Consider the following 26,489-nt stretch of genomic DNA (forward strand, 5'->3'; position numbering starts at 1 on the left):
GGGGTCACGCGCGCGCAGCCCAAGCCGCGGGCGCGGCGGTCACCGTTGGTGACCTGCGGGCCTGACGTACATCCTGGGGTCGGGCTAGGCGGCGGAGCCGTCGGCCGCGACGGGCTTGACCTCGAGGCGCTCCAGCACGCCGTCGTAGAGCTTGGTCAGGATGGCGACCTCCTCGGGGGTGAAGGCGTCGAACATGACCTGACGGATCAGCGTCACGTGCTCGGGAGCGGCGGCCCGGATGGCCTCGAGCCCGGCCGGGGTGAGGTCGACGAAGGCACCACGCCGGTCATCGAGGCACTCGCGGCGCTCGACGAGGCCGCGCGCGGCCATCCGCATCACCTGGCGTGAGAGCCGGCTCTTCTCCCACTGCAGCTTGTCGCCGAGCTCGTACATCCGCAGCGAGCGGTCCGGGACGTCGGTCAGGTTGACCAGGACGTCGTAGTCGGCGAGGGAGAGGCCGTTCTTGGCCTGGAGGTCGCGGTTCATCCGCGAGGTGAGCTGTGCGTTGACGGCGAGCCAGGCACGCCACGCGACCTGCTCGTCGTTACTGAGCCACTTGACCTCATCCATGAGGTACACCTTACCGAGTCGGATTCGGTGCGCTCAGCACCACCGCCCGCGAAGGACAACTGTTGACGCAGAAACTAGACTGGTCGCAGAGCCGCGGCCAGAGAGGATCCCACTGATGAGCACGTGGAACTTCATGGATGCATCCAGCAAGGAGACCCTGCTGGACCTCGTCCGCCGCGAGGCGGAAGGAATGTTCGCACTCGTCGCCACCGACGAGGCCTGGGGCGGCCCGACCGCCGCGGGGGAGTGGACCGCCGCGAACGTCATCGGCCACCTGGTCGACACCACCGAGACCTACTTCGTCGGCTTCGACGCCGCCGCAGGCAAGGGCGAGGGGCCCGCCCCGGTGCCGCTCACCGACATGGCCGTCCACGTCGACGCGGGTGCCCGCCAGCTCGAGGCAGTTCCGCGCGTCGAGCTGATCGAGCGGCTGCGGACGGCGCTGGCCCGGGAGCTGGAGATCTTCGAGGGTCTCAGCGCCGAGGAGTGGATGGGCCTCCAGGTCCCGCACAAGTACATGGGCCAGCTCCCGGCGGCGTTCTACCCGGTCTTCGCGCTGGTCGACTACACGCTCCACAGCTGGGACATCCGCGAGGGACTCGGCAGGCCGCACGCGCTGGCCGCCGACTCCGCCGACATGCTGATCCCGCTGTGCAACATCCTGTGGGCCAACACCGTCGCGCGTACGCCCGCGGAGAAGCCGATCGAGGTCGGCATCAACATCACCTCCGGCGCCCACGCCGGAGGCATCAGGATGACGCTCGGCGCCGAGGGCCTCCAGCAGGAGCCCGGCTCGCTCGAGGGCGTGGAGACCGTCATCGATTTCGACCCGGCCAGCTTCGTGCTGACCGCCTACGGCCGGATCAACGCCGGCACCGTCAACGGCGACACAACGGTCGCCGCAGAGTTCCTGTCGAGCTTCTACAGGATCTGAAGAGTCATGGCATGAGGAGAGCACGATGAGCATCGACATGGACTTCATCACGAAGGACCGTGAGCGGATCAAGAAGGAGTACCTCCGCGAGGAGGGCGCCCGCCCGGCCAGCACGGCCCGCGGCATCCACCACGCCGCGCTGCTCTCCTCGGACGTACGCAGATCGATCGACTTCTACCAGGGGCTCCTGGAGTTCCCGCTGACCGAGATCTTCGAGAACCGCGACTACGCCGGCTCCGACCACTTCTTCTTCGACGTCGGGGCGGGCAACCTGCTGGCCTTCTTCACGCTTCCCGGGCTCGACCTGGGCCCGTACGCCGAGGTGCTCGGCGGGCTGCACCACATCGCGATCTCGGTGACCTCGGAGAAGTGGGACTACCTGCGCGCCAAGCTCGACGACGCGGGGGTCGACTACATGGTCGAGTCGAAGACGTCGATCTACTTCAAGGGACCCGACGGCGAGCGGCTCGAGCTCCTCGGCGACCCGCTGGGGGAGATGTACGGCACCAAGGTGCTCTGATCTCACCGGCGCGGCCGGGACGGACCTCCGCCCGTCCCGGCCGCGCTCAGGGACGGTCGAACGGGTCCTCGGGCACCTCGAGCTCGAGCTGCTCGGCATAGACCTGCTCCTCGGCCCGCCGGTCGGCCAGCCACGCCGTCAGCGCCACGACGACCAGCTGTGAGCGGGACTCCGCGGCCATCTCGTGGACCATGGCATCCAGCACGTCGACGTTCGTCGCCAGCAGGCGCAGGGGCATCGTGACGTACGGGTCCTCGAGCCGTTTCGGCTGTGGGACGGTGCGCATGAAGGTGCCGTCGGAGACGGGCCTGGTCTTCTCGCGCAGCGCTGCCTGGTGGGCCCGGAGGAGGACCGGCAGCCGGGGGCGGGTCGCGGTGACGGCGTCGAGCATGACGTCGACCAGCGAGCGCGGGACCTCCTGGCTGTAGGTCTTCCACTGCGCGGCCAGGGATGCCGGCACGGAGAGGCTGATCGCCTGCACCGGCATCCCCTGGCGCCGCCCGGCGCCCTCCCGCTTGGATTTCGTGCGATGGGCAGGGGTGCCCTTGCGCGAGATCGGGTCGAGCTTGCCGGCTGGTGCTATTTCGGATGGTGCTGTCTCGGATGGGGCTGTGTTGGATTCAAGGGGGAAGTCCGACACGGTGAGCTCCTGTGGTGGGTGTGATCCATGTGTCAGGAGTGATTCTGTCGGACAGCACCGACAGTTTCGTGAGTGCGGGTGTCAGATCACCATGCTCAGCGCCAGTACGAACACCAGACCGGACACGGAGAGCACCGTCTCCATCAGCGACCAGGACTTGATCGTCTGGACGACGTCGAGGCCGAAGTACTCCTTGACCAGCCAGAACCCGGCGTCGTTGACGTGGGAGAAGAAGACCGAGCCAGCGCCGACCGCGAGCACGACGAGCGAGACCTCGGCGGTGGGCATGTTGGCGACGAGGTCGACCACCAGCGACGAGGCGGTGATCGTGGCGACGGTCGCGGAACCGGTGGCGAGGCGGATGAGCACCGCGAGGACCCAGGCGAGCAGGATCGCGGAGATGCCGGAGCCCTGGGCCCAGTCGGCGAGCTGGGTGCCGATGCCGGTGTCGATCAGCGACTGCTTGAACCCGCCACCGGCGGCCACGATGAGCACGATGCCCGCGATCGGCGGCAACGACATCTCGACGGTCTTGGCGATCTGGCGGCGGTCCATCCCGGACCCGCGGCCGAGTGTGAACATGGCGACGATGACCGCGATGGTCAGCGCGACGAGCGGGGAGCCGATCACGTCGAAGATCTGCTGGACCTGGTTCTCGGGGTCGTTGATGACGATGTCGACGATCGCCTTGGCGAGCATCAGCACGAGCGGCAGCAGGACGCTGAACAGGGTGACGCCGAACGACGGGCGGCGGATGTCGGTGGCCGTAGCGGCTCCCGGGCCGCCCACAGGCGTGGCGTCGTAGGTGTGCGGAGCCTCGACGACGACCCAGCCGCCAGCGAGCCGGCCGAACAGCGGGCCGCTGACGACGATGACCGGGATCGCGACCAGTACACCGAGCGCGAGCGTCGTGCCGAGGTCGGCGTCGAGGGCGCCGATCGCTGCCAGCGGACCCGGGTGCGGCGGCACCAGGCCGTGCATCGCCGAGAGGCCGGCGAGGGTCGGGATGCCGACGGTGATCAGCGAGACCTGCGCGCGACGGGCGACCAGGTAGATCACCGGCATCAGCAGCACGAGGCCGATCTCGAAGAACATCGGCAGGCCGATGATCGCGCCGACGAGCGCCATCGCCCACGGCAGCGTACGAACCGAGGACCTGCCCACGATCGTGTCGACGATCTGGTCGGCACCGCCGGAGTCGGCGAGAAGCTTGGCGAACATCGCGCCCAGCGCGATCAGCAGGCCGACGCTGGTCGCGGTCGCGCCGAAGCCTTCCCCGAAGGAGGTGATCACGTCCATCACGTTGCGCCCCGCCAGCACACCGACCGCGACGCCGCCGAGCAGGAGCGCGAGGAACGGGTGCAGCTTGACGTAGGTGATGAGGACGACGATCAGGGCGATCGAGGCCAGTGCGGCGGCGAGGAGTACGCCGCCGGAGGCGACCGGTGCGACCGGCTCTGGCGCGGCGAGGAGGATCATGCCGACTCCTTGGAGATCAGGTTGGGGGTGGGGTTCTCGGTGGTGAGGTTCTCGGTGGTGAGGTAGCGCTCGACGATCGCATCGATGTCCTGGTCGATGTCGATCGTCGTGCCCTGCTCGTCGGGGGCGAGGGGCTCGAGGGTCGCGAACTGCGAGCGCAGCAGCGATGGCGGCATGAAGTGACCCGCGCGGGCGGCGAGGCGTGCCTCGACCACCTCCGGGGTGCCGCTGAGGTGGAGCAGCCGGAGCCCGCGGGTGCGGCTGTGGAGCAGATCGCGGTAGCTGCGCTTGAGCGCCGAGCAGCTCAGCACCGCGCCGGTCTGCTCGTGCTCTGTGAGCCAGCCACCGAGCGTCTCCAGCCACGGTTGCCGGTCGTGGTCGTTCAGCGCGCGGCCCGAGGCCATCTTGGCGATGTTCTCCGGCGGGTGGAAGTCGTCGGCGTCGGCGAAGGGGACCCGGAGGCGCTGGGCGATCGCAGCGCCGACGGTCGACTTGCCGGAGCCGGAGACTCCCATGACGACGAGGAGAGGGTTCTGTGTCACGCGTCACAGGGTGCATTAAAAGGCATCCGTTTGGCAAGGCGACGTGTCATAACGGATTCTGATTACAGCGCGCTCGGACTGTGCGACTATGCCGCTGTGACGAGTTCGAGCGGTGAGGCCGTACACCGACTGCACCAGAGCGTTCGTGACGCGCTCGGGCGCCAGATCGTCTCGGCAGAGCTGCCGACCGGAGCCGTCCTGACGTTGGAGGGCATCCAGGCGACGTACGACGTCTCGCGCCCGGTGGCGCGGGAGGCGGTGCGCGTGCTCCAGGCGATGGGCCTGGTCGCGACCCGGCGACGTGTGGGCATCACCGTCCTCCCGCGGCAGCAGTGGAACGTCTTCGACCCGCTCGTCATCCGCTGGCGCCTCGACGGTGACGGCCGGCGCGAGCAGCTGCTGTCACTCTCCGAGCTGCGCCGCGGGTTCGAGCCGATCGCCGCCCGGCTCGCCGCCGAACGCGCCGAGCCGCAGCACCACGGCGACCTCGCCCGATCCGTCGCCGACATGGTCGTCCATGCAGCTTCCGGTGATCTGGAGGCCTATCTCGAGGCCGACACGGCCTTCCACCGAGTCCTGCTCAACGCCTGCGGCAACGACATGCTCGCCGCGTTCGGCGATCTCGTCGCCGAGCTCCTCGCCGGACGTACGCACCACCACCTGATGCCCGATACACCGAACCCGACCGCCATCGAGCTGCACGAGAAGGTGGCGATCGCCGTCCGCAACGGCGACCCCTCGGGCGCCGAGGAAGCCATGCGCGCCATCATCGACGAAGCCGCCGACGCCCTCGCCTCCGCCGACGACCCGCCGTAGGGGACACCGATTGGAGGCTCTGTGACGCCGTGCGGTAATGTTCGGAGCGCTTCGAGGGGAGAAATTCACTCGCGGTTTTCGGGCTGTGGCGCAGCTTGGTAGCGCACTTGACTGGGGGTCAAGGGGCCGCAGGTTCAAATCCTGTCAGCCCGACCGAAACAAACCGGCTCCGACCTGGATAGACAGGTCGGAGCCGGTTTTGTTCTTGGCTGTCTGCCACCAAATCGGATTCCTGTCGGATCGCCTCTCGGATGTTGTACGGAGTGAGCGGCCTGGGGAGGCGCAACGGACCCATCCCTTCGCAAGGAGCGAGATGACGTCACCACCAAGTGTCTGATCGTGGCGGGTCGGGGCGCTGGACCACGTATGGAGACGTTGCCAAGGTGCCGGACTGATCGCTGGCCAGGTGGACAGGTCCCCGCCGAGGTCCCCATCACGACGTTCAAGTGCAACCTCATCACTGGGCAGTGGACGAACCTGGTCGCGCCCCCGAGTGCATGAGGTGTGTGGGATCTGATGTCGATGGGGTGAGGCGGGTCAGCGACGGCCGCAGGTGCGGGACTTCGAGGACGCTAACGGACTCCGGCAGCCCGGCAGCCGTCGCGCTCGACAGGCTGAGGAACTTGCCTGCTCACGTAGGGGCGACGTTCCAATCACGGCGATCTTGGGTTGCAGTCAGGGTGAAGGCGCGCGGTGGCGCCCCGCGGGGGCGGTGGCGTGGCACTGTTTTGCGCGGGCACACCAGAAGTGATCGAACAACGTACTCGGATCGGGGACACGGATGAGACTCATGCTCGGGGTTGGGGTCGCAGGCTTGGTGCTGGGTCTATCGGGATGCGGGCCGTTTGATCGGGACGCGGCCTTGGAGAAAGACCTCCTGAAGATGGCCGGAGTCGAGAAGGTCGATGTCGATGACCGGCGGGTGGAGTTCTCTGACGTCAAGGAAAGCGACCTGAAGCCGGTCGCCGATCGGATCGCCGAGTGGGACGACGACGGCGGTCTCGCGACCAGGCTGGGTGGCTGGGATCTGACGAGCAACGGCGTAGTCGTGGGCTCAGACGTGGCGCGGCATCAACTGCCCGACGAGGCCGTTGCCGCGTTCGTGGAGTTAGCAGGGTTGGGCCTTGATCAATACACCTCTGATGAGATCAAGCCGTTTGGTGTGGGAAGGATCGATGACGCGTTCCGGGTGTCGCTCAAGGGCGTTGAGGACCCGATGGGAGTCACCATCACCGTGCTGAAGGCGCTGGGGGAACATGCGACTCGTTACGGCACGCTCTCGGTCGAGGCGCCAGGAGGATTTCATGTTCTGGTAGGGATGGACAAGCTCGACGCGAGCCTGATCGGCAGTGTCGTGACAGACCTCGAAAGCCTGCCGGACTGGAGCGCCTACGACGGCACGTCGGTGCAGGTCGGCGGCATCAATGAGAAGCCGAACCAGATCCAACTCATCTTCGATGTTCCCTTGGCAGACACGGTCGATGCCAACAGGTCAGCTCTAGCGGCGCAGGCGAAGCTCGTGAACCCGAACGAGCTCTTCGTGTCGGTCGCCGACGTGCCTTCAAAGGGATTCCTCCTTGTGATGGGCACCATCGAGGAAGTCGAAGGTGAGGTTGCGGTGCTCGAAGAGCTGAAGCGTTCGCCGATCGCAAGCGTTACCTACATCGGCGGTGGGACCGACACCTGGCTGGTGCTGACAGTCAAGGCGGAAGCCGACCTCCTCACCGTCGCACAGGACGCGGAGCGGGTCGGCGTCAGCCGGCTGGAGATGTCGATCGAAGGGCAGGACCCGATCAGTGACGAGGTCGAAGGTACGCCGGCAGAGTTGATCAAGCAGCTGAGTCGCTAGGCAATGTGTGGTCGGGCATCATCGTCTTCTGGATTCGTCAGGGGCCGCTTCAATCAATTCGAGCCTCGTGATGTTCGACCCTGCTGGCATCCCTGTGGCCCCTCCAACGATCCCGATCCTACGTTTTCTCGACCACCTGACCCCGCGTGCGCCCGGTCACGGCTCGGAGCGTAGAGCCGGGTTCACCCGGAGCGGGGGAGGCGATCGGGAAGGCGCCCGGGACAGCCTCGGCGTATGGCAGCTGACGAGTTCCCGATCCGCCAGGACCGGAATCACCTCCCGGAGCCGGAGTGGCGGTTCCCGAACGCGAGGATCACGACGTACGCCGCGGACTCCGAGCCGGACTTCCCGCCGACGAAGGAGGCCCCGGAGGGCGCTCCGAACATCCTCCTGGTCCTGCTCGATGATGTCGGGTTCGGCTGGCCGAGCGTCAACGGTGGCCTGGTGCGGATGCCGACGGCCGAGCGGATCCACGCTCAAGGTCTGTTCTACAACCAGTTCCATACGACGGCGCTGTGCGCTCCGACCAGGGCTGCCATGCTCACCGGGCGTAACCACCACTCGGTGGCCACAGGGGTGATCCAGGAGATGGCCACCGGCTATCCGGGCTACTCGGGCATCATCCCGAAGAGCTGTGCGACGGTCAGCGAGCTGTTGAAGCAGGCCGGGTACATGTGTGGGTGGTGGGGCAAGAACCACAATGTCCCGGACAACCAGACGAGCCCGGCCGGGCCGTTCGACAACTGGCCGATCGGTCAGGGCTTCGACTACTTCTATGGCTTCATCTCCGGCGAGACCGACCAGTTCTATCCGTCGCTGATCCGCAACACCACCGCCGTGGAAGCACCTGGGCGCCCAGAGGACGGCTACCAGCTGCAGCGGGACCTTGCGGACGACTGCATCTCGTGGCTGCGGGAGCAGAAGACGATCGCGCCCGATCGTCCGGTGCTCACCTACTTCTCGACCGGTGCCGCTCACGCCCCGCATCAACCGCCGCTGGACTGGCGCGGTCGCAACGCGGGACGCTTCGACATGGGCTGGGACGAGTACCGGGTCCAGGTCCACGAGAACCAGCTCCGCATGGGCATCATCCCCGAGGGCACCCGACTCACCGAGCGTCCGGACGAGATCCCGTCGTGGGACAGCCAGCCGGCCGAGCACCAGGCGTTGTTCAGCCGGCAGGCCGAGAACTACGCCGACTTCCTCGAGCACACCGACTACGAGGTCGGTCGAGTCCTCGACGCGTACGAGGAGCTGGGCGAGCTCGACAACACCATCGTGATCTACATCCTCGGCGACAACGGGTCGTCCGGAGAGGGCTCGCTCGTCGGCACCCCCAACGAGATCATGAGCCTCAACGGCCAGCAGCCCACCATGGAGGAGGCGCTGAGCTTCCTGGACACCTGGGGTATGCCCGGAACCTCACCGCACTACGCCGCCGGCTGGGCGCACGCCGGCGACACGCCGTTCCAGTGGACCAAGCAGATCGCCTCCCACTTCGGGGGGACCCGCAACAGCATGCTCGTGTCGTGGCCCGAGCGGATCGCCGGACGTGGTGAGGTCCGCTCCCAGTTCCACCACGTGATCGACGTGATGCCGACGCTCCTGGAGGTCATCGGGATCCGAGAACCGGTCGAGGTCAACGGCGTCGCCCAGCGACCGATCGAGGGCACGAGCTTCGCCTACACGTTCGCCGAGGCCGACGCACCGGGACGGCACGAGACGCAGTACTTCGAGATGATGGGCAACCGGGCGATGTACCACGACGGCTGGATCGCGTGCGTACGCCACGGCCGACTGCCCTGGGAGACGTCCGGGACGTTCTCCTGGGACGACGACGTCTGGGAGCTCTACAACATCCGTGACGACTTCAGTGAGGCGATCGACCTCGCCGACCAGCACCCGGAGAAGGTCAAGGAGCTGCAGGACATGTTCCTGGCCGAGGCCGCCAGGTACAACATCCTGCCCCTCGACGACCGCTTCGCCGAGCGTCTCGACGTCACGCTTCGACCCAGCTACTACTACGGACGCAAGAAGGTGACCCTGTACGCCGGCATGGTGCGACAGCCCGAGGGATCCGGACCGAAGTTCATCGGCGTGCCCATGCAGGTCACTGCCAAGGTCACCGTCCCTGACGGTGGTGCCGAGGGCGTCATCTTCGCGCTTGGCGGCGACGCCGGCGGGTTCGCTCTCTTCGCCTGGGAGGGCAAGATCCGCTACCACTACAACTACTTCGGCCTGCAACGCTACGACGCGATCTCGCCTGAGGCCCTCACGCCCGGGGACCACACGGTCGTATTCGACTTCGAGCCGGACGAGCCGAAGCCCGGAGTGCCGGCCTCGGTGACGCTGTTCATCGACGGCACGCAGGTCGCGCGGACCACCGTCGAGCGACAGATCCCGCTGCGTACCGGCACCGAGTGCTTCGACGTCGGCTTGGACAGCCGCTCGCCGGTCTGCCCGGACTACCAGGACCGCGGGCAGTTCCCGTTCACCGGCACCATCGACTCGGTCACCTTCGACTTCGGCGAGTTCGAGGAGCCGACCGGCATGGACCGACTCGAGCTCGCGACCAAGATGGACTGAGGTCACGGCCACTGTGGGACCGCTGGATCACCCGTCCGGGGTGATGAGAGACAGATCAGACGGCTTTAGGCTTCCAACTGATCCACGGCCGGAGGAGACGGAACCCAGGATGCGAATCTTGCGCGCACGCGTGTCCGAGCCGGCGACGTCATGACCGAGGATCGGCAGAGCGGCAAGAGGCTCCTCGGCCGGGTCGCCGGAGCGGTGACGGGAAAAGTCGTCGACACCGTCGACCCCGATATCGTCCTGGAACACGTCGACGTCAACGCGCTGCTCAGCCGGGTGGACCTCGACGCGGTCCTGGCGCGGGTCGACATGGATGCGTTACTCGCACGGGTCGACCTCAACGCGCTCCTCGCCGACGTAGACCTCGACGCCCTGCTGAAGGACCTCGACGTCGAGGCGCTCGTACGCCGCTCCGGCATCCCCGACATCGTCGCGGAGAGCACCTACTCGATGGCTGGTTCAGCCCTCGACGTCGCCCGGCGACAGTTGGTCGGGCTCGACGTCATCGTCGACCGGATCGTGGACCGGCTGATGCGACGGAGCGAGGACGACCGGCGGGAAGGGCCGCTCAGCCTGGTTGCGGCGCGAGGAGAGGCGCCCGACCCAGGAACGGCAGTGCGATGACCCGCCCGGCGCGCCGCTCGGTGTCCGGACACTATGCGGGAGCGATCAGCAGGGCGGCTGCTGCTGCCATCGACGGCCTCCTCATCGCTGGGCTCTACACGCTGGGCGTTGCCGGGTTCGGCTTCTTGCTCGCGACGTTCACGTCCATGTCGATCACCGACGACCGCTCGTCGCTACTCGGACTCGCTGCCTTCGCGATCTGGGCCTTCTCCTACGTCTTCATCAGCCTCGCCATCACCGGCCGGACGATCGGGAAGGGCCTGGCGGGGCTGCGCGTCGTACGCTCCGACGGCACTGCCCCAGGGGTGCGCACCGTCTTCGTCAGGACGCTGGTGTTTCCCCTCAGCGTGATGTTCTTCGGGATCGGCCTGCTCCTGATCGTGTTCCAGCGTGAACATCGTGCTTTCCACGACTTGATCGCCAAGACCTGTGTTGTCTACGACTGGGGGGACCGGAGCGCTGAGATGCCGGGACCACTCTCGGACTTCCTCAACCGCGCCCAGTCGGACTCACCGCAGCGCTGACGACGCCCGTGGGGTGGCCAGGGAATCGCGACCGGTCGTCATGCGCCTCGTAGCTCCAGGCTGAAGAGGCGTTTCGTCGCTCGGGTCTGAGCGACGTACAGATCGCGCCGGCCGGCGTCGCCGGCGGCTCGAATACCTGCGGGGTCGACGATGATCACCGTGTCGAACTCCAGCCCAGGAGCCTCGGGTGCGGCGACGATGGTCGCGCCGGCGCCACGCGCATCGGCCTCCATCACGATGGACCGCTGGGTGGTGGCGATGACTCCGATCAGCTCGCCGGGGTGCTCGTCGGCGATCTCGGTGATCAGGGTGCTCAGGGTGGAGGAGAGGTTCTCCGCGCTCACGTCGAGGATGCTCGGCTGCTCTCCGTGCCGGATCGACCTGGAGAGCTGCTGATCCGGGGCGATCTCGGCCAGCAGCGGCTCGGTGGCGAGCAGGATCTCGGTCGTGGTGCGGTAGTTGACGGACAGCCGGTGGTGAGCGAACCGCTCGTCGACGTACGGCTCCAGGGCCTCCTCCCACGACCGGACGGTGGTCGACGGGCCGGCTTGCGCGAGATCGCCGACGACGGTCATCGACCGGCTCGGACAGCGGCGCATCAGTGCCCGCCACTCCATCTCGGAGAGCTGCTGGGCCTCGTCCACGACGATGTGTCCAAAGCTAGACTCCGGGGTGCCGTCGACGAGCGCGCGCGCCTCGTCCACGAGGGCCAGATCCGCACTGCTCCACTGGGCGAGGCGGTCGGCGCCGAGGAGGGCGAGGTCGTCCGCCGCGACCTCGGGAAGAACGGCGGCGAGCACGTTGCGGCTGTTCAAGAGCTCGCGGACGAGATCCTCGGCGACGAGCCGGGGCCAGACCTGTGCGATCGCTCGATCGATGCTCGGGTCCTCGAGGAGTTCCTCGCGGATGCTGTCCCAGTCGATGTCCAGCTCGTCCCCGGACGCCTCGCTGCCGTCGGGTTGCTCGAGGCCCGCGAACCTGTCGAGGTCGATACCCAGGAGCGCCTCGAGCTCGTCCTCGAAGTCGGACATCTCCTTCGTGGTGCGCCGTTCCAGCTCGTTGACCAGGTCATCGACGACATACTCGGTGAAGAGCGATCGGGCGCGGTTGTGACCGATGTCGTCCTGCAGGGCCTGGCGTCGAGCGGCATCGACGACAGCCGGATCGAGCGTCACCGTGTCGTGGGTGGTCTTCAGCTCCAGCGGTACGCCATGAGGCTGATGGTTCCGCACCAGGCGCGAGAGGCCGTCGGCGAGCGCCGAGCGTCCCTTGATCCGGGCGATGTGGTCCGGCTCGCCGCATGTCGCCTCGATGCCCACCAGATCCCGCATCGTCGCCAGCTTCACGTCGTTCTCGCCGAGCGACGGGAGCACCTCGGAGATGTAGGTGAGGAACCGCTGGTTCGGTCCGAAGACGAGCACACCGCGGTCGGCGATCGCCGGGAACGCGTACAGCACGTACGCCGCGCGGTGCAGCGCGACGATGGTCTTGCCCGTGCCCGGGCCGCCGTCGACGACCATGACCCCGCGATGGGGAGACCGTACGATCTCGTCCTGCTCGGCCTGAAGGGTCGCCGCCGCCTCGTGCATGCGCCCGGTCCTGGCCGTGCTCAGTGCGGCCACGAGCGGGCTGTCGCCCACGAGGTCCCCAGCCGTCGGAGTCGTACCGTCGAGGATCTCGTCGTTGACGTCGAGGACCTTGCGCCCGTCGAGGCGTAGGTGTCGACGCCTGCGCATGCCCATCGGGGCGGCCATCGTCGCGGCGTAGAACGGTCGCGCGGCATCGGCCCGCCAGTCGATGAGCAGCGGATCGCCGGCCTCCGAGCGCAGTCCGATCCGACCGATGTGCAGGGACTCTCCGCCGGCGGAACGGTCGATCCGACCGAAGCACAGCGCGTGCTCCGCCGCACGCAGGTGCCTGATGCTCTCGGTCAGCTGGGCGACCTCGAGCTCTCTGGCATATCGCTCGGCAGGACCGTCGACGGGCGCCGCGATCGCCCGCTCCTGCGCTGCGCGCCTGATGCTCACCTCAGCCTCGAGAAGCGTGTGCATCGCGTCGATCGACCGCTGCTCCTCGCCGACCTGACCGACCCTGCCGAACTGCTCACCCACGTGCCCCGCCTTCCGTTGACGGAGGTCAACTATGGGTGGCAGCTCGGGTAAAGACAACGTTGATCTTTGGCCGGATCCGTGGCCTCCGCCCCAGGTTCAGTACCCGGTCCCTTGCTTGACCTGCTCCCGCTCGGAGGGATGGGCGCCACCCTTCTCGTCCAGCGTCGCGCAGGCGTCGGCAAGGTCACGGGTGAGGCGCTCGACCTGCTCGCGACTCATCGTCTCCTTGACCAGCGCACGCATGATCTTCACGTTCTCCGCGTGGGGCGGCAGCGTGTACGCCGGCACCATCCAGCCGCGCTCGGCCGAGAGCTGCCAGGCGATGTCGGACTCGTCGTAGGTCGTGCGGTCGCCGGTGAGCCGGAAGGCCACGAGCGGGAGCTGCTCGAGGTCGTCGCCGATCACCTCGAACCGGCCGCTGTCGCGGAGGTTCTTCGCCAGGGCTTTGGCGTTCTGCTGCATCTGCCTCATCACGTACGTGTAGCCGTCGCGACCCAGCCGGATGAAGTTGTAGTACTGCGCCAGCACCATCGCCGCACCCGTCGAGAAGTTCAGGGTGAACGTCGCGTCGGTCTTGCCGAGGTAGTTCTCGTAGAACACGAGCTCCTCGGCCAGGTCGGACTTCTCGCGGAACACCAGCCAGCCGATGCCGGGGTAGACCAGGCCGTACTTGTGTCCGGAGACGTTGATCGAGCGGACCTGCTCGAGGCGGAAGTCCCACGGGGAGTCGGGGTAGAGGAACGGCCACACGAAGCCGCCGCTGGCCGCGTCCACGTGCAGCGGGATGTCCAGACCCTTCTCCTTCTTGACCTCGAGCAGCAGCTGGTTGATCCCGACGATGTCGTCCATGTGCCCCGTGAACGTCGTGCCCAGCACACCCACCACGCCGATGGTGTTCTCATCGAGATGCGGCGCCACCTCATCAGGGCCGATGGTGTACTTCGCCTCCCCGAGCGGGACGATCCGCGGCTCGACGTCGAAGTAGCGGCAGAACTTCTCCCACACGACGTGGACGTCGCCGCCGAACACCAGGTTGGGGCGGTCCACCGAGGCGTTCGCGGCCTCCCGGTGCTGCTTCCACTTCCACTTCAGGGACAGGGCACCGAGCATGATCGCCTCGGACGAGCCCTGAGTGCGACAGCCGGTCGTCTCGCCGGGGGCGTGGTAGAGGTCGGCGAGCATCCGTACGCAGCGCTGCTCGATCTCGGCGGAGATCGGGTACTCCGCGTGGTCGATGAAGTTGCGGTGCAGGTTCTCGGCGATGATCCGCTGCGCCTCCGGCTCCATCCACGTGGTCACGAACGTCGCGAGGTTGCGTTGCGGGTCACCCTCCATCACCAGATCCTCGCCGATCAGGCGCATCGCCTCGACCGGCCGCATTCCGCTCTCCGGGAAGGCGGTCGACGGGGCCGCCTCGGTCAGGAACCGGTTGCCGTAGAGCGCTTCGGCGTCTGTGTCGCTGGGTCGTGTCATGGCTGAACCACCGTTCTTGTCGTCGTGGGTGTGTCGAATGCTTGGATGAACCCGCCGACCGCGAAGCACACTGCGCCGGCGAACGTCCCCCAGTTCACGAGCCCGGTATTGACCGCGCTCGATGTCGCCGGCCGGATGAAGGCGGCGATGCCGGCGAGGAAGAAGAGCACCGACCCGAGCTGGTTGACCGCGACGACCCACCAGCCGATCAGATGGGGCAGGATCCGGACGTGCCCCTCGCCCACGTCGAGCATCGCCAGGTGACCGGAGGCCAGGAAGCAGACACAGCCGGTCATGTCCGGCAACCAGATCCACCCGTCGGACTGACGCGGCGTGAGGCCTGCGGCGAAGGCGGCGACCAGGCTGACGGCGAAGAACAGTGTCCCCACGAACAGCACGAACGCGCTGAGCCAGCTGCGCCGGCGCTGCCGGAGGCGCCACCGGCGCCTGCGCTCATCGGTGTGGGGGGCGGTGTCGTCGTCGGCGAGCAGGATCGAGACGTAGCCACCGAGCGTGAAGAAGCAGCCCCCGACCAGGTAGGTGACGTTGACGACCGGCAGGCTGACCACGTCGAGCTGGGCGAGAGCCGCCCCGAGCGCGAACAACGAGCCACCGAGAACGAAGGCGACCGCGGCACCGAGGTTGAGCCGGGTCGACCGACGTGTCAGTACCTGGTCCATGGCGGCGACTTCCTCCCTCTTCCTACGCTCCGTCATCCTCGGCGCGCCAGGTCGCGACGTCTTCATCCGGCCCGGGTGAGATGAGGGCTGCCCACACCGACAGTCGGAGACGCCCGGGTCAGACCACGCCGTGCTCGAAGGCGAAAGCGGTCGCGGCGGTTCGGGAGCGGACGTCGAGCTTGGTGAAGATGTTGGAGAGATGACGGGCGACGGTCTTCTCGCTGAGGACCAGGTCCGCGGCGATCTGGGCGTTGCTGCGGCCGGAGGCGACCAGGCGGAGGACCTCGGCCTCCCGGGCGGTGAGGCCGGCGGGCAGGGAGGCGGGAGCGAGGAGGCTGTCGGCCTCGTCGGCGGCGGGCCGGGCGCCGATGTGGCGAAAGACCGTACGCGCCGCCTCGAGCTCGCGCCGGGACGACTCGGTGTCGCCGACGGCGGCCAGGGCGCGCCCGGTCAGCAGCCGAGCCTGGCTCCGTTCGTAGGTCGCTTCGGCCCGCGCCCACAGCTGCTGGGCCTTGCGCAGGTAGGGGAGCGCACCGGCGGCGTCGCCCGTGGCCAGCTCGACCGCGCCGTGCGCGTGCGCCGCCGCTGCCTCGAGCCAGACACAGCCGAAGTGTCCGGCCAACCCGTCCAGCTCGGCCGTGACCTGCCGGGCCCGGTCGCCCTCGTCGGCACCGAGCAGCACCTCGACGGCGGCGGGCAGGAGCCGGCATCGCTGCACGGGACCAGCGGTCTCCACCAGCAGCCGCTCGATGGCGGCGAGCGCCGCCGCGCCCTGGCCGCGGGCGGACCAGAGCAGAGCGAGGCCGGGTTGCGGGTCGAAGCCCCGGTCGGCCGCGCGCTCATAGGCGGCGTCGGCCTCGGCGTGCTCGCCGCGCAGCCGGAGCACCTCGCCCGCCTCGTACGCCGCGAGCCCGGCCGCGTCCGGTGCGTGCACCTCCTGGTAGCGCCGGGTCGCGAGCTCGAACTCCTCCAGGGCCGGTTGCCACTCGCCGTGCAGCCGCAGCAGCTGCCCGCGGTGGACGGCGCACTGGCCGGTGAACGTCAACAGCCCGGGCTGGGCGGCGCACCAGCGTTCGAGGGCCGCGGTCCACTCCGCCACCCGGCCGAAGTCGCTGATCTCCTGGCAGCCCTCGATCGCGGTGCAGTAGACGTGTCCGGCCACGACCGGGGAGGCCTCGCCCGCGATCACCCGGACCATCGCCTCATCGAGCAGGGCGAGGCCCTGCGCGACCCGTCCGGAGTAGAGCGCCATCCGGCCCTGGGCGCTGAGCCCCAGCGCGGTGAGGTCGGCCTCGCCGTAGCGCCGGCCGCGCTCGGCCACCGCGTCGGCGCACCGGCCGGCCGTGGCGAAGTCGCCGGCGTCGAGCGCGCGGAAGAGCCGTAGGAAGTCGACCCAGCCGAGCTCGACGCCGTCGTCGACGTCGTCGACGAGGCGCTCGGCCCGTGAGGTCCAGCCGCGGGCGAGCGCGCCCTCGCCGTGGACGTACGCGGTCATCGTGATCCGGAACGCGCAGCGGACCGAGCGACCGAGGTCGGCGGCCTCCTGGCTCAGGCGGAAGGCCGCGTGCAGGGCGGCGACGGTGTCGTCGTGGTGTCCGGTCAGCTCGGCGGCGACGGCGAAGTCCTCGAGCTCCTCGGCCGAGAGCGAGTCGGCGCCGACACCCGCCCAGGAGGCGTACGCCGCACCCCAGTCACCGCACGCGAAGGCTGACCGAGCGCTCTCCAGCTGGACGTCGGCCACGGCAGGCACCTCCACAGGAGAGCGTACTCGGATCAGGCGGCGAGAGCGGCCTGTCGCATCCGGGAGACGACGCGGTCGGCGACCAGGGCCGCGTCGCGCCCGGCACCGGCGAGGAGCATCGAGCTGAAGGCGTACTGGAAGCTGAGGCCGCAGAAGAACAGCCCGTCGGCCTCGGCCACCACGCCGCGCATCTCCCGCGGCCAGCCGTCCTCGTCGAGCACCGGCAGGTCGATCCAGCCGAAGGCCTGCCGGAAGCCGGTGGCCCACACGACGTTGGCCACCTCGCGCGGCGTGCCCTCGACCACGGGCAGCCCGTCGCGGACCTCCTCGATCCTCGAGGTGACCCGCTCGACGCCACGGTCGGCCAGGTCGGAGCGCTTCACCCGGAGCATCGGCCCGCCGTGGCGGCGGATCTCGGGCATCTCCTTGCGCCCGATCGGCGTACGCCGGGTGATCACGTGGCGCCAGGCGAAGAGCAGGACGGGGAAGATCACGTGCATCACCGGCGACTCCAGGCGCGGCGGGATCTGGCCGCAGTCGCGGCCGGCCAGGATCGTCGGCCGGGACTCGGCGACCTCGAAGGCGATGTCGCAGCCGGAGTGGCTGGCGCCGACGACGAGCACCGGCCCGTCGCGCAGCTGCCCGGGGCGGCGGTACTCGCTGGAGTGGAGCTGCAGGATCGAGGGGTCCAGCTGCGCCGAGATCGCCGGGACGTTCGGCGTACGGCCGAAGGAGCCGGTCGCCACCACGACGTTGTCGCAGGTCCAGGTGCCGCGGTCGGTGGTCACCCGGAAGCCGTCACCGTCCCGCTCGAGCCCGCTGACCCGGGTCTCGAGCCGCATCGGAAACTCGAAGGTGCGGGCGTACGTCTCCAGATAGTCGGCGACCTCGTCCTTTCCGGGGAACGACCACCTCTTCGCCGGGAACGCCATGCCCGGCAGGGAGTCGTACTTGGCAGGGGAGTAGAGCCGGAGCGAGTCCCACTGCCGCCGCCAGTTGTCGCCGACCCGTGCGTTCGCGTCGATGATCACGAACGGGCGGCCGCGACGCCGCAGGTGGAAGCCGGTCGCCAGGCCCGCCTGGCCGGCGCCGATGATGATCGTCTCGATGTGTGTGGTGTCCATACAGGTGACGCTAGGTCCGCACCTCGCGGCTCCGCGTCGGTCGAACGGCGCATTCGCCTGCGCTGGGTAGTGGGTCGATCTACCCATGGGGGAGCTGCCAGGAATTCCGAGCACGGAGCGCTGAGCCGGGGCGATACTCGGGGGATGACGAGACAGCCCCCGGAAGACTTCAGCAAGCTCCCGCCGTCGGTGCCGCTGGAGGAGACGATCGCCTACCAGCTCGAGAAGGAGGTCCCGCCCGGTCCCGAAGGTGGCGGTGACGCGGTCGACGGTGGCGGGGACGGCGACTGATCCTCGTCCGTCCGGATGCCTCACCCTTCTCGGGTGGTGCGCCGCAGAGCGTCCGGTTCCTAGGCTCGGCAACCGGTCACCCCACTTCTATCGGAGGACGCTGAGAGATGGGCTCGCATCAGGTCCCGACCCCACCGACCGCCAGGGCCGGGCAGGTGCTCGTCCCCGGCGGGCTGGATCTGCTGGGCAGCGATCGCTTCTATCCCGAGGAACGCCCGGCGGTCGAGGTCGCCGTCGGTGACGTGTGGTGGGATCCGCAGCCGGTGACCAACGCGCAGTTCGCGGCCTTCGTCGAGGACTCCGGGTACGTCACCATCGCCGAACGCGAGCTCGACCCGGCCGACTTCCCCGGCGCCGACCCGGCGCTCCTGGTGCCGGGTTCGCAGGTGTTCACCCAGGCGCCGGGTCCGGTGCCGTTGCACGACTGGACCCGTTGGTGGCGTTGGCAGCCCGGCGCCCAATGGCGGCACCCGGACGGACCCGCGACCGACGTGGGGAGCCGTCCCGGACGCCAGGTCGCGGACTGGACCGAGATCCCGGACCACCCGGTCGTGCATGTCGGTTGGGAGGACGCCCTGGCGTACGTCCGCTGGGCCGGCAAGGAACTTCCCACCGAGGCCGAGTGGGAGCACGCCGCCCGCGGCGGCCTCGTCGGCGCCGACTACGCATGGGGTGACGAGCTCTCCCCGGACGGGCGCCTGATGGCGAACACGTGGCAGGGGCAGTGGCCGTGGCGCAGTGACGACACCCACGGCCACGACCGCACCAGCCCGGTCGCCTCCTACCCGCCGAACGGGCACGGCCTCTACGACATGGTCGGCAACGTGTGGGAATGGACCCGCACTCCCTGGACGCCCGACCATCGTGACCTCATCGCCCCACCTCACGGCCGGGCCGGGGCGGGCGCGCCCTCGCGGCAGGTCGACGTCGCCGCGCCCTCCTGCTGCGGCGGCAGCCAACGCCCCGGCACCGGCGCCGACACGGTCAAGGAGACCGACCGGATGGTGACGAAGGGCGGGTCGCACCTGTGCTCGCCGCACTACTGCCGCCGCTACCGGCCCGCCGCCCGTCAAGGGCACGGCGTGCGTGACACGACGTCGCACGTCGGGTTCCGCTGCGTCGTACGCACAGGCGATTGAACCCGGTTCCCCCGGAAGGGGTGAGGACGGGAGCGGGGCGGGTGGCGAGGTTGTGCGTATGTGGGAACTCGCCGGGCAGCTGCTGCCGGAGATGGTCGGGCTGGCAGTCACACCGGCCGCGGTCGTCGCCTGCCTGATCCTGCTCGGGTCACCGCACCCGTACCGCAACGTCGCCTTGCTGGCGGTGCCCTTCCTGGCTGTCTACGGGGTGCTGTCGCTCGCCGCGCTCGCGGTGGGGCGGGCGGCCGACGCCGCCAGCGACGACCCGTCGACGATTCGCGGCTGGATGAGCATCGCCGTCGGCGTCGCCTTCCTCGTCCTGGCGGTGGTGTCGTGGCTCCGGCCGCGCCTGCGGCAGGCTGCCGCGGGCGCCCTCGCGGCGCGTGCGACGCACCGGGCGAGCCCGGAAGAGCCCGGCTGGGTCTCTGGACTACGTGACCCGTCCGTCGGCCTGGTGCTCGGCGCGGGGCTGCTGCTGGCGATCGTGAACCCCAACGTGGCCATCCTGGCCTCCGGGCTGGCCATCGTGGTCACTGCCGACGTGAGACTCAGCGCGCAGCTCAGCGGCATCGCGCTGCTGCTGGCGGCGAGCATGATCGACTTCGTGGTCCCCATGCTCGTGTTCGTGGCTGCCGGCGAGCGTGGGCGCGGATGGCTCCGGTCCGCGACGAAGTGGCTCATCACCCACAACCACGTCATCGGGATCGTCGTGCTCCTCGCCTTCGGCCTGCTGTTCTTCGGTCGTGGGCTCGCACAGATCATGGGCTGAGCGCCGACCGACGCGAACCGACCTCGTGGCCGGACGTTCGGTGATATTTTTGGGCGACCACCGAAGTCCTACTGAAGGGCAGTTTCATGTCGGTTCAGTTCGAAGTGCGCATCGATGGAATGACCTGTCACCGCTGTGTCGAGACCGTGACGAGCGCTCTCGGTGGCCTGGACGGGGTCGAGGGGGTCGTGGTCGACCTGAACCCGGGAGCCGTGTCCAGCGCCCGCGTCACCGCCGCAGGACCGCTCGAACCGAGGGTCGTCAGATCCACGCTCGCCAAGGCCGGATTCACGATCGCCCGCGAAACCTGACCGGCCGAGGAGTCGTCCGTGCCCGGCCTCGGCTCCCGTCAGCACTTTCCGGCCCTCACCGCCGAACCCGACCTCGTCTACCTTGACGCCGCGTCCGGCACCCCCTGCCCCGAACCGGTCATCGCCCAGCTCACCGCCGAGCTGCGCGGGCCCGCCGCCAACCCCGGCAGGGGCGGACACCCGTGGGCCCGGGACGCGCTGCGCCGCTTCGAGGACGCCCGCGCCGCCGTCGCCGCGTTCCTCGGTGCCTCGTTCCCCGACGAGGTCGCCTTCACCCGCGGCGCCACCGGCGCGATGGCGTTCCTCGCCGACCGCTGGGGACCTGCGGCGCTCGCGAACGGCGGCGACATCCTCTACTGCCCCGGCGACCACCTCTCGACGGTGCGGCCGTGGCTCCGGCTCGCCGAACAGATGCGTCACCAAGGCGTCCGGGCGGTGGCGTACCGCCGCGACCGTCTGGGGCGCATCGATCCCGGCGACTTCGCCCGCGCCGCGAGCGACCGCACCGCGATCGTCGTCGCCACCGAGGTCCACAACCTCCACGGCACTCGGACCGACCTGGACGCGCTGGCGATCCCGCCGGCCGCGACGGTCTGCCTCGACTGCTCGCAGAGCGCGGGGCGACTGCCTCTGCGCCTGGCCGGCTCCCGCGCCGAGCTCGCCGTCGTCTCGGGCCACAAGATGTTCGGGCCTCCCGGCACCGGCACGGCCTACGTACGCCGTGGGCAGCATCATCGGATCGCGGTCGACCGGGTGGCCGCGCGGAGCGGGCCGGCGCGACATGTCTCGCCGCTCACCGATGCCGCCGAGGAGGGCAGCCTCGACGGGGCCGGTGCCGCGGGGCTCGCGGGTGCGACCGCGTTCCTCGACACCATCGGTCTCGACCGCGTCGGCGGCCATCTGGCCACCCTGGCCGCCCGGTTCGCCGACGGCGCCTCCCGGATCGGAGGCGTCACTCTCCTCGGGCCGCCGGTCGAGTCGGGCCGACCGCACAGCGGCATCGCCGCCTTCGCCCTCGACGGCCGGGCGGGCGCCGATGTGGCCTTCGCCCTCGAACGCCGCGGCGTGTACGTACGTGCCGGCGACCACTGTCTGGACGGGCCGCGGGAGGACGCGGTCCGGGTGAGCTTCCACCTGTACAACGACGAGAACGACGTCGACCGACTCCTGCAGGGCCTCGCCGCCGCTGCCGAAAGGGACTGACACGTGCAGAACGAAGGCATCCGGTACGACCGCGCCGCCGCGGCCCGCATCCTGGCCGAGGTCGCAGGAGCCGACTTCCTGGCCGGCCCGACCCCGGCAGTGGCCGAGGTCTCGGTCGACTACCGCGTCGAGGAGCTCAGCCCGGAACCCGGAGGATCGCTGACCACCGGACAGCGGCGCTACCTCGAGTCCTACATGCGTCCGTGCGGACCGGACCAGGTCGTCAGCGCCACGCACCGCATCACCTGGCGCGACTCCCACGGCATCGCGAACAGCGGCCACATCGGACCGGGGCCGCTCGGCCCGGTGCTGCCGATCGCGGCCCGGGAGGCCGTGATCGCGGTGGGTGAGGCGATCGCCGGCGCCGATCCCGTCACCGCTCGTTCGGACGCGCTCGACGACGACGCGCTCGACGTCCTGGCCGACACGAGCACGGACCAGGAGCCCGCAGAGATCTTCCGCGTCGGAGCCGAGGCCGCCGGCCGCGCACTCGTCCAGCACGGCATGCTCGCCGGACAGGTCGGGATCGAGGACCCGGTCGAGTTCGCCGAGGCGATGTGCGACTCAGGGCTCTACGGCGCGGTCGCCTCGACCTGGTTCTGGGAGCTGCAGGCCTCCACCTACCGCAGGGGCATGATCCCCGCGCGCCTGGAGGGTTCCGGCGGCCGGCTGCGCTACACCGCGGACACCGTCGCGCTGCTCGCCGAGATGAAGCGCCGCACGATCACCGATGCCCACGAGGTGATGGACCGGGCCCGCGAGGACGGCCTGGGGGTGCGGGCCGCCATCCAGCGCTACCACGTCGAGCTCGACCAGATCTCACGACAGTACGCCCTGCTGCCGTCGGGGGAGCGGCCCGTCTGCCTCGGGCAGCGGGCCCATCAGGTCGACGGGCAGCGCGTCCAGCCGCTCGCCGCCGTCGCCGAGGCGCTCACCGGTGCGTTCCGGTCCGCGGTCGCGTCGGTGCGGATCGCCGAGATCCCCGAGTCCGCCTCGGTCCTGGGTTTCGCGGCGGGGGAGCAGGAGTTCGGCGTCCCGGACATGACCTGCCGGCACTGTCGGGTGACGATCACCGCCGTCTTCGACGCCCAGGCGGCCGAGCTGATCGAGGTGGACCTGCACGGGAAACGGGTCCGGGCCAGGTTCACCGACGCCGGGCAGCGCGACCGGATCTTCGCCGACCTGCGCGACTGTGGCTACACGGTGGCCGACGGGTGAGCCAACGCCTACCGCTGCCGGCCGCGCAGCACCCGATCGCCGCCCGCTTCCTCGCCGACTCCGCCGCGGTGGGCGAGGCGATCGAACGTTTCGGGTCCCCGCTCCACGTGCTCTTTCCCCAGGTCATCGCCGAGAACGCCGCTGCGCTCGCGGGTGTGCTGCGGCGTCACGGCGTGCCGTACGACATCTTCTACGCGCACAAGGTGAATGCCTCGGCCGCGTTCCTCGCCGAGGCGTACGCCGCCGGGCTCGGCGCCGACGTGGCCTCCGCGGCCGAGCTCGATCGGGCCCTGGCCGCGGGGTTCGCGCCGGACCGGATCGAGGCGACCGGTCCGAAGTCGCCGGCGTTCATCGAGCGGATCGCCGAGCTGGGGGTCACCGCCAACGCCGACGACCTGTGGGAGCTCGACCGGCTCGCCGCTGCCGCGCCTGCCGGCGGCGCCGTCCAGGTCCTCCTGCGACTCTCCGGCTTCGCCTCGCCGGCTGTGCCGCAGACCCGGTTCGGCATCGATCTCGCCGACGCCGATGCCGCCCTCGAGACCGTACGCCGCGCTACGGGGCTCCACCTGCGCGGTGTCGCGTTCCACCTCGACACGGCCGACCCGGCCGCCCGGGTGGACGCGCTGACCGAGTCGATGGCGGTCGTGGCCGCCGCGCACCGCAAGGGCCTGCGGCCCTCGGTGATCGACATCGGCGGTGGGTTCCGCCAGCGCTTCGTCGATGATCCCGAGCCGTTCCAGCGGTACTCGCGGACGCTCGCCGCCGCGGCGCCGGGGGAGCTGGTCTGGCCCGGCCACGACCCCGGCATCTCCCACAAGTACGCCAACCACCGCCCCACCACCGAGGTGCTGGAGCGGTTCCTGGCCGCCGAGATCGAGCGGCGACCGGTAGCCGAGGTGCTGCGCGAATGCATGCTCACGCTGTGGATCGAACCGGGCAAGGCCCTGGTCGACCACGCCGGGATCACCCTGGCCTCGGTGCTCTACCGCAAGCGCGCCGCCGGGCGTGACCTGGTCGTGCTCGACCTGTCCCGCAACCAGGTCACCCCCGCCGACCAGGAGGTCCTGCTGGACCCGGTGCACGTCGACGGGCGCGGTGAGGCGCCGGCGGAGGGCGTGTTCCTCGCCGGCCGGCTGTGCCTGGAGTCGGACCTGGTGAGCCGCCGCAAGGTGTTCCTCGAGTCCGAACCGAGCAGCAGCGACGTACTCGCGTTCGTCAACACCGCCGCCTATCAGATGGACCTGTCGGCGTCCTCGGCCGGCGGGCATCCGCCGCCGCCGAAGGTCGCGGCGGTCCTGGAGGGCGGACGCTTCGCCTTCGTCGCCGATCACCACCACGGGAGCTGACCATGCGTTACGACAGCGTGCTCGACATGATCGGCGAGACCCCGCTGCTGCGGCTCGATCCAGCCAAGCACGGCGTCCCGGAAGCGGAGATCTTCCTGAAGCTGGAGTCGGCGAACCCGTTCGGCTCGGTCAAGGACCGCGTCGCCTGGGGGCTGCTGCGCGACCACATCGACGAGATCGCCGAGGAGGAGCAGGTCGTCGTGGAGGCATCGAGCGGCAACACCGCGAAAGCGCTCCAGATCATCGCCTCGATGCACGGGGTCGGGTTTCGAGCCTTCACCAACCGGGTCCGGGTGCGCGAGGTGCGCGAGATGCTGTCGCTGCTGGGCACCGAGGTGACCGAGATGCCAGGGCTCTCCGAGTGTCCCGACCCGACCGCTCCCAACGACGTGTTCGGGGTGATCGGCGACCTCATGGAGGCTGAGCCCGGCCGCTACCACCACACCTCGCAGTACACCAACGAGGACAACCTGCGCGCCCACTACGAGCAGACCGGGCGCGAGATCTACCGCGATGCCGGCTCGGTCGACCTGCTCGTGGGCGGGCTCGGCACCACCGGCTCCACCCGAGGGGCCGCGACCTACCTGCGCGAGCGGAACCCGAAGACCGCCGTGGTCGGCGTCGTCGCCGCGGAGGGGGACTTCATCCCCGGCATCCGCTCGGCGGCCGAGATGTGGGAGGTCGGGCTCTTCGAGCCCGGCTTCTACGACGCCATCGCCGCGGTCGACTCGGCCGATGCGATCTCCGCGAGCCTCGAGCTCGCCACCCGGCACGGCGTGCTCGCCGGCCCCACCACCGGGGCGGCCTATGCCGCCGCCCGGGAACGGCTCCTGGCGGGGCCCGGGGGTCCGGTCACGGCGGTCGTCATCGCGTGCGACCGCATGGAGCCGTACCTCTCCTACTACCGGCACCGCCGTCCGGACCTGTTCGGCGCGGCGAGCCCCGCGCCCGCGGAAGAGGCACCGTCGGTGGCCCCGGAGGACATCGAGGCGTGGGCGGCCGCCGGCGAGCATGTGGTCGTGGTGGACGTACGCACGGCGCTGGCGTTCCAGGCCGGCCACATCCCGGGGGCGATCAATCTCCGTGACGACCTGCTCGAGCAGGTCATGGAGGCGGGGATGCCGTTCTCCGAGGCGTCCAGGGTGGTGTTCGCCTGCCCGACGGGGGACCGGTCGGCGCGATTCGCCGCCCGGGCCGCCGCGACCGGCCGTCCGGCCTACAACCTCGAGGGCGGCGTCCTCGGCTGGCGCGACAGCGGGCGTGCGCTTGCGGGCGTCTGACCTTCGTCAGACAGGGATGAGGACGAGCATCACACCCATCCCGGCAGCCATCAGACCATGAGCCGCGGCGGGGAGGCGGTGCCTACGGACCGCGGCAGCGCGCAGCAGCCACCAGAGCAGGCCGGCGAGGCAGACCGCGATGAAGATCGAGTTGACCACGACCGCCCAACCGGGGGTGTGCCCGGCGGGTGCGGCCGCCGTCGCGCCGCCGTGGCCCGCGTGACCCTCGGTGCTCGTGGCGTGGGTGCCCGCCATGAGGAGCGGCATCGCGGTGAGCATCCAGATCATTGCCGCATTGAGGGCGAGATGTCCGACCAGATCGGCCCGGCGGGCCCGGTCGCTCGCGCTTCGTAGGGCGGGCAGCAGTGCCACAGCGAGGAGGGCGAAGAGCGCGACCTGTGCCCAGACGGCGACACTCCACGCGATCACCCAGATCATCGCGATCATCGCGGCGCTCATCGCCGCGTGGTTGACGTGGAGGACGGCGTACGCATCCAGGCGGGGCCGTCTTGGTGGGCCGGTTCGTTCGGGGCCGACGACCAGAGTCCAGACGCCCAGGGTTCCGGTGATCACGAACGCGCCGGTCAGAAGAAGGTCCCACGGCGGTTCGACCATACGATCAAACCTAGTGCTTCAACGGGGCGAAGGTGGGCTGGTCTCCGAGATCGGGTCGCTCGCGTCGCGGGGAGATGCTGACCGAGTGACCTCGGTGA

General features: G+C 69.6%; 25 protein-coding genes and 1 tRNA gene. 16 read left to right on the forward strand and 10 right to left on the reverse strand.

Annotated elements, in window-relative coordinates:
* Nucleotides 1-84: 84 nt before the first annotated feature.
* Nucleotides 85-570: a MarR family winged helix-turn-helix transcriptional regulator gene (locus tag ACFU7D_RS15630; RefSeq protein ID WP_378868510.1), complete on the reverse strand. Its 486-nt coding sequence runs from the start codon at nt 568-570 to the stop codon at nt 85-87.
* A 115-nt stretch (nt 571-685) separates the two neighbouring features.
* On the opposite strand from ACFU7D_RS15630, the gene ACFU7D_RS15635 reads away from it, so the two are divergent.
* Together ACFU7D_RS15635 and ACFU7D_RS15640 are read left to right on the forward strand one after the other, a co-directional pair.
* Nucleotides 686-1,504 carry a maleylpyruvate isomerase family mycothiol-dependent enzyme gene (locus tag ACFU7D_RS15635; RefSeq protein WP_378868513.1) on the forward strand — a complete coding sequence of 273 codons (819 nt, stop codon included), beginning with the start codon at nt 686-688 and terminating at the stop codon, nt 1,502-1,504.
* Between the two features lie 25 nt (nt 1,505-1,529).
* On the forward strand, nt 1,530-2,024 hold the full coding sequence (locus tag ACFU7D_RS15640; RefSeq protein ID WP_378730404.1) for a VOC family protein: 495 nt from the start codon (nt 1,530-1,532) through the stop codon (nt 2,022-2,024).
* 46 nt (nt 2,025-2,070) lie between these two features.
* Here the strand turns inward: ACFU7D_RS15640 and ACFU7D_RS15645 are convergent, their stop codons facing one another.
* From ACFU7D_RS15645 to ACFU7D_RS15655, 3 genes are all read right to left on the reverse strand, one after another.
* Nucleotides 2,071-2,505, reverse strand: a complete 435-nt coding sequence (locus ACFU7D_RS15645) for a hypothetical protein (RefSeq protein ID WP_378730402.1) — start codon at nt 2,503-2,505, stop codon at nt 2,071-2,073.
* Between the two features lie 240 nt (nt 2,506-2,745).
* On the reverse strand, nt 2,746-4,143 hold the full coding sequence (locus ACFU7D_RS15650) for a GntP family permease (RefSeq protein WP_378868516.1): 1,398 nt from the start codon (nt 4,141-4,143) through the stop codon (nt 2,746-2,748).
* Nucleotides 4,140-4,658, reverse strand: a complete 519-nt coding sequence (locus ACFU7D_RS15655; protein ID WP_378868572.1) for a gluconokinase — start codon at nt 4,656-4,658, stop codon at nt 4,140-4,142. Before ACFU7D_RS15655 ends, ACFU7D_RS15650 begins: the two co-directional genes overlap by 4 nt.
* A 123-nt stretch (nt 4,659-4,781) precedes the next feature.
* Between ACFU7D_RS15655 and ACFU7D_RS15660 the strand changes: the two genes are divergently transcribed.
* From ACFU7D_RS15660 to ACFU7D_RS15685, 6 genes are all read left to right on the forward strand, one after another.
* Nucleotides 4,782-5,501, forward strand: a complete 720-nt coding sequence (locus tag ACFU7D_RS15660) for a FadR/GntR family transcriptional regulator (protein ID WP_378868519.1) — start codon at nt 4,782-4,784, stop codon at nt 5,499-5,501.
* A 79-nt stretch (nt 5,502-5,580) separates the two neighbouring features.
* Nucleotides 5,581-5,654 (forward strand) — tRNA-Pro (locus tag ACFU7D_RS15665).
* 628 nt (nt 5,655-6,282) lie between these two features.
* Nucleotides 6,283-7,350: a hypothetical protein gene (locus ACFU7D_RS15670; protein ID WP_378868522.1), complete on the forward strand. Its 1,068-nt coding sequence runs from the start codon at nt 6,283-6,285 to the stop codon at nt 7,348-7,350.
* 234 nt (nt 7,351-7,584) lie between these two features.
* Nucleotides 7,585-9,936, forward strand: a complete 2,352-nt coding sequence (locus ACFU7D_RS15675; protein WP_378868525.1) for an arylsulfatase — start codon at nt 7,585-7,587, stop codon at nt 9,934-9,936.
* Between the two features lie 150 nt (nt 9,937-10,086).
* The gene (locus tag ACFU7D_RS15680; protein ID WP_378868528.1) at nt 10,087-10,566 is read left to right on the forward strand and encodes a hypothetical protein; all 480 of its coding nucleotides are present in this window, start codon (nt 10,087-10,089) and stop codon (nt 10,564-10,566) included.
* Complete coding sequence (locus tag ACFU7D_RS15685; protein ID WP_378868531.1) at nt 10,563-11,090, forward strand: RDD family protein; 528 nt, start codon at nt 10,563-10,565, stop codon at nt 11,088-11,090. Before ACFU7D_RS15680 ends, ACFU7D_RS15685 begins: the two co-directional genes overlap by 4 nt.
* A 38-nt stretch (nt 11,091-11,128) precedes the next feature.
* On the opposite strand, the gene ACFU7D_RS15690 is transcribed toward ACFU7D_RS15685, so the two are convergent.
* From ACFU7D_RS15690 to ACFU7D_RS15710, 5 genes are all read right to left on the reverse strand, one after another.
* Entirely contained in the window at nt 11,129-13,201 is a 2,073-nt protein-coding gene (locus tag ACFU7D_RS15690; protein WP_378868534.1) for a HelD family protein, read from the reverse strand.
* A gap of 96 nt (nt 13,202-13,297) precedes the next feature.
* Complete coding sequence (locus tag ACFU7D_RS15695; protein ID WP_378868537.1) at nt 13,298-14,674, reverse strand: glutamate decarboxylase; 1,377 nt, start codon at nt 14,672-14,674, stop codon at nt 13,298-13,300.
* On the reverse strand, nt 14,671-15,354 hold the full coding sequence (locus ACFU7D_RS15700; RefSeq protein WP_378868540.1) for a hypothetical protein: 684 nt from the start codon (nt 15,352-15,354) through the stop codon (nt 14,671-14,673). The genes ACFU7D_RS15695 and ACFU7D_RS15700 overlap by 4 nt, the downstream gene beginning before the upstream one ends.
* Nucleotides 15,355-15,472: 118 nt before the next feature.
* Nucleotides 15,473-17,095 (reverse strand): LuxR C-terminal-related transcriptional regulator, encoded by a 1,623-nt coding sequence (locus ACFU7D_RS15705; protein ID WP_378868543.1) that lies wholly within the window; start codon nt 17,093-17,095, stop codon nt 15,473-15,475.
* A 32-nt stretch (nt 17,096-17,127) separates the two neighbouring features.
* The gene (locus ACFU7D_RS15710) at nt 17,128-18,219 is read right to left on the reverse strand and encodes a flavin-containing monooxygenase (RefSeq protein WP_378868545.1); all 1,092 of its coding nucleotides are present in this window, start codon (nt 18,217-18,219) and stop codon (nt 17,128-17,130) included.
* Nucleotides 18,220-18,363: 144 nt separating this feature from the next.
* On the opposite strand from ACFU7D_RS15710, the gene ACFU7D_RS15715 reads away from it, so the two are divergent.
* From ACFU7D_RS15715 to ACFU7D_RS15750, 8 genes are all read left to right on the forward strand, one after another.
* Nucleotides 18,364-18,510, forward strand: coding sequence for a hypothetical protein (locus ACFU7D_RS15715; RefSeq protein WP_378868548.1), 147 nt, complete (start codon nt 18,364-18,366; stop codon nt 18,508-18,510).
* A gap of 107 nt (nt 18,511-18,617) precedes the next feature.
* Nucleotides 18,618-19,649, forward strand: coding sequence for a formylglycine-generating enzyme family protein (locus ACFU7D_RS15720; protein ID WP_378868551.1), 1,032 nt, complete (start codon nt 18,618-18,620; stop codon nt 19,647-19,649).
* Between the two features lie 58 nt (nt 19,650-19,707).
* The gene (locus ACFU7D_RS15725; RefSeq protein WP_378868554.1) at nt 19,708-20,418 is read left to right on the forward strand and encodes a GAP family protein; all 711 of its coding nucleotides are present in this window, start codon (nt 19,708-19,710) and stop codon (nt 20,416-20,418) included.
* Between the two features lie 86 nt (nt 20,419-20,504).
* On the forward strand, nt 20,505-20,729 hold the full coding sequence (locus ACFU7D_RS15730; RefSeq protein WP_091042103.1) for a heavy-metal-associated domain-containing protein: 225 nt from the start codon (nt 20,505-20,507) through the stop codon (nt 20,727-20,729).
* A gap of 18 nt (nt 20,730-20,747) precedes the next feature.
* Nucleotides 20,748-21,932, forward strand: a complete 1,185-nt coding sequence (locus ACFU7D_RS15735; protein ID WP_378868557.1) for an aminotransferase class V-fold PLP-dependent enzyme — start codon at nt 20,748-20,750, stop codon at nt 21,930-21,932.
* A gap of 3 nt (nt 21,933-21,935) precedes the next feature.
* On the forward strand, nt 21,936-23,150 hold the full coding sequence (locus ACFU7D_RS15740) for a copper chaperone (RefSeq protein WP_378868560.1): 1,215 nt from the start codon (nt 21,936-21,938) through the stop codon (nt 23,148-23,150).
* Nucleotides 23,147-24,496 (forward strand): alanine racemase, encoded by a 1,350-nt coding sequence (locus ACFU7D_RS15745; RefSeq protein WP_378868563.1) that lies wholly within the window; start codon nt 23,147-23,149, stop codon nt 24,494-24,496. Before ACFU7D_RS15740 ends, ACFU7D_RS15745 begins: the two co-directional genes overlap by 4 nt.
* 2 nt (nt 24,497-24,498) lie before the next feature.
* Nucleotides 24,499-25,776, forward strand: a complete 1,278-nt coding sequence (locus tag ACFU7D_RS15750) for a pyridoxal-phosphate dependent enzyme (RefSeq protein WP_378868566.1) — start codon at nt 24,499-24,501, stop codon at nt 25,774-25,776.
* Between the two features lie 6 nt (nt 25,777-25,782).
* Here the strand turns inward: ACFU7D_RS15750 and ACFU7D_RS15755 are convergent, their stop codons facing one another.
* Complete coding sequence (locus ACFU7D_RS15755; protein WP_378868569.1) at nt 25,783-26,391, reverse strand: DUF5134 domain-containing protein; 609 nt, start codon at nt 26,389-26,391, stop codon at nt 25,783-25,785.
* Between the last annotated feature and the right edge of the window lie 98 nt (nt 26,392-26,489).

Source organism: Nocardioides sp. NPDC057577 (assembly GCF_042801335.1).
Lineage (GTDB): Bacteria > Actinomycetota > Actinomycetes > Propionibacteriales > Nocardioidaceae > Nocardioides.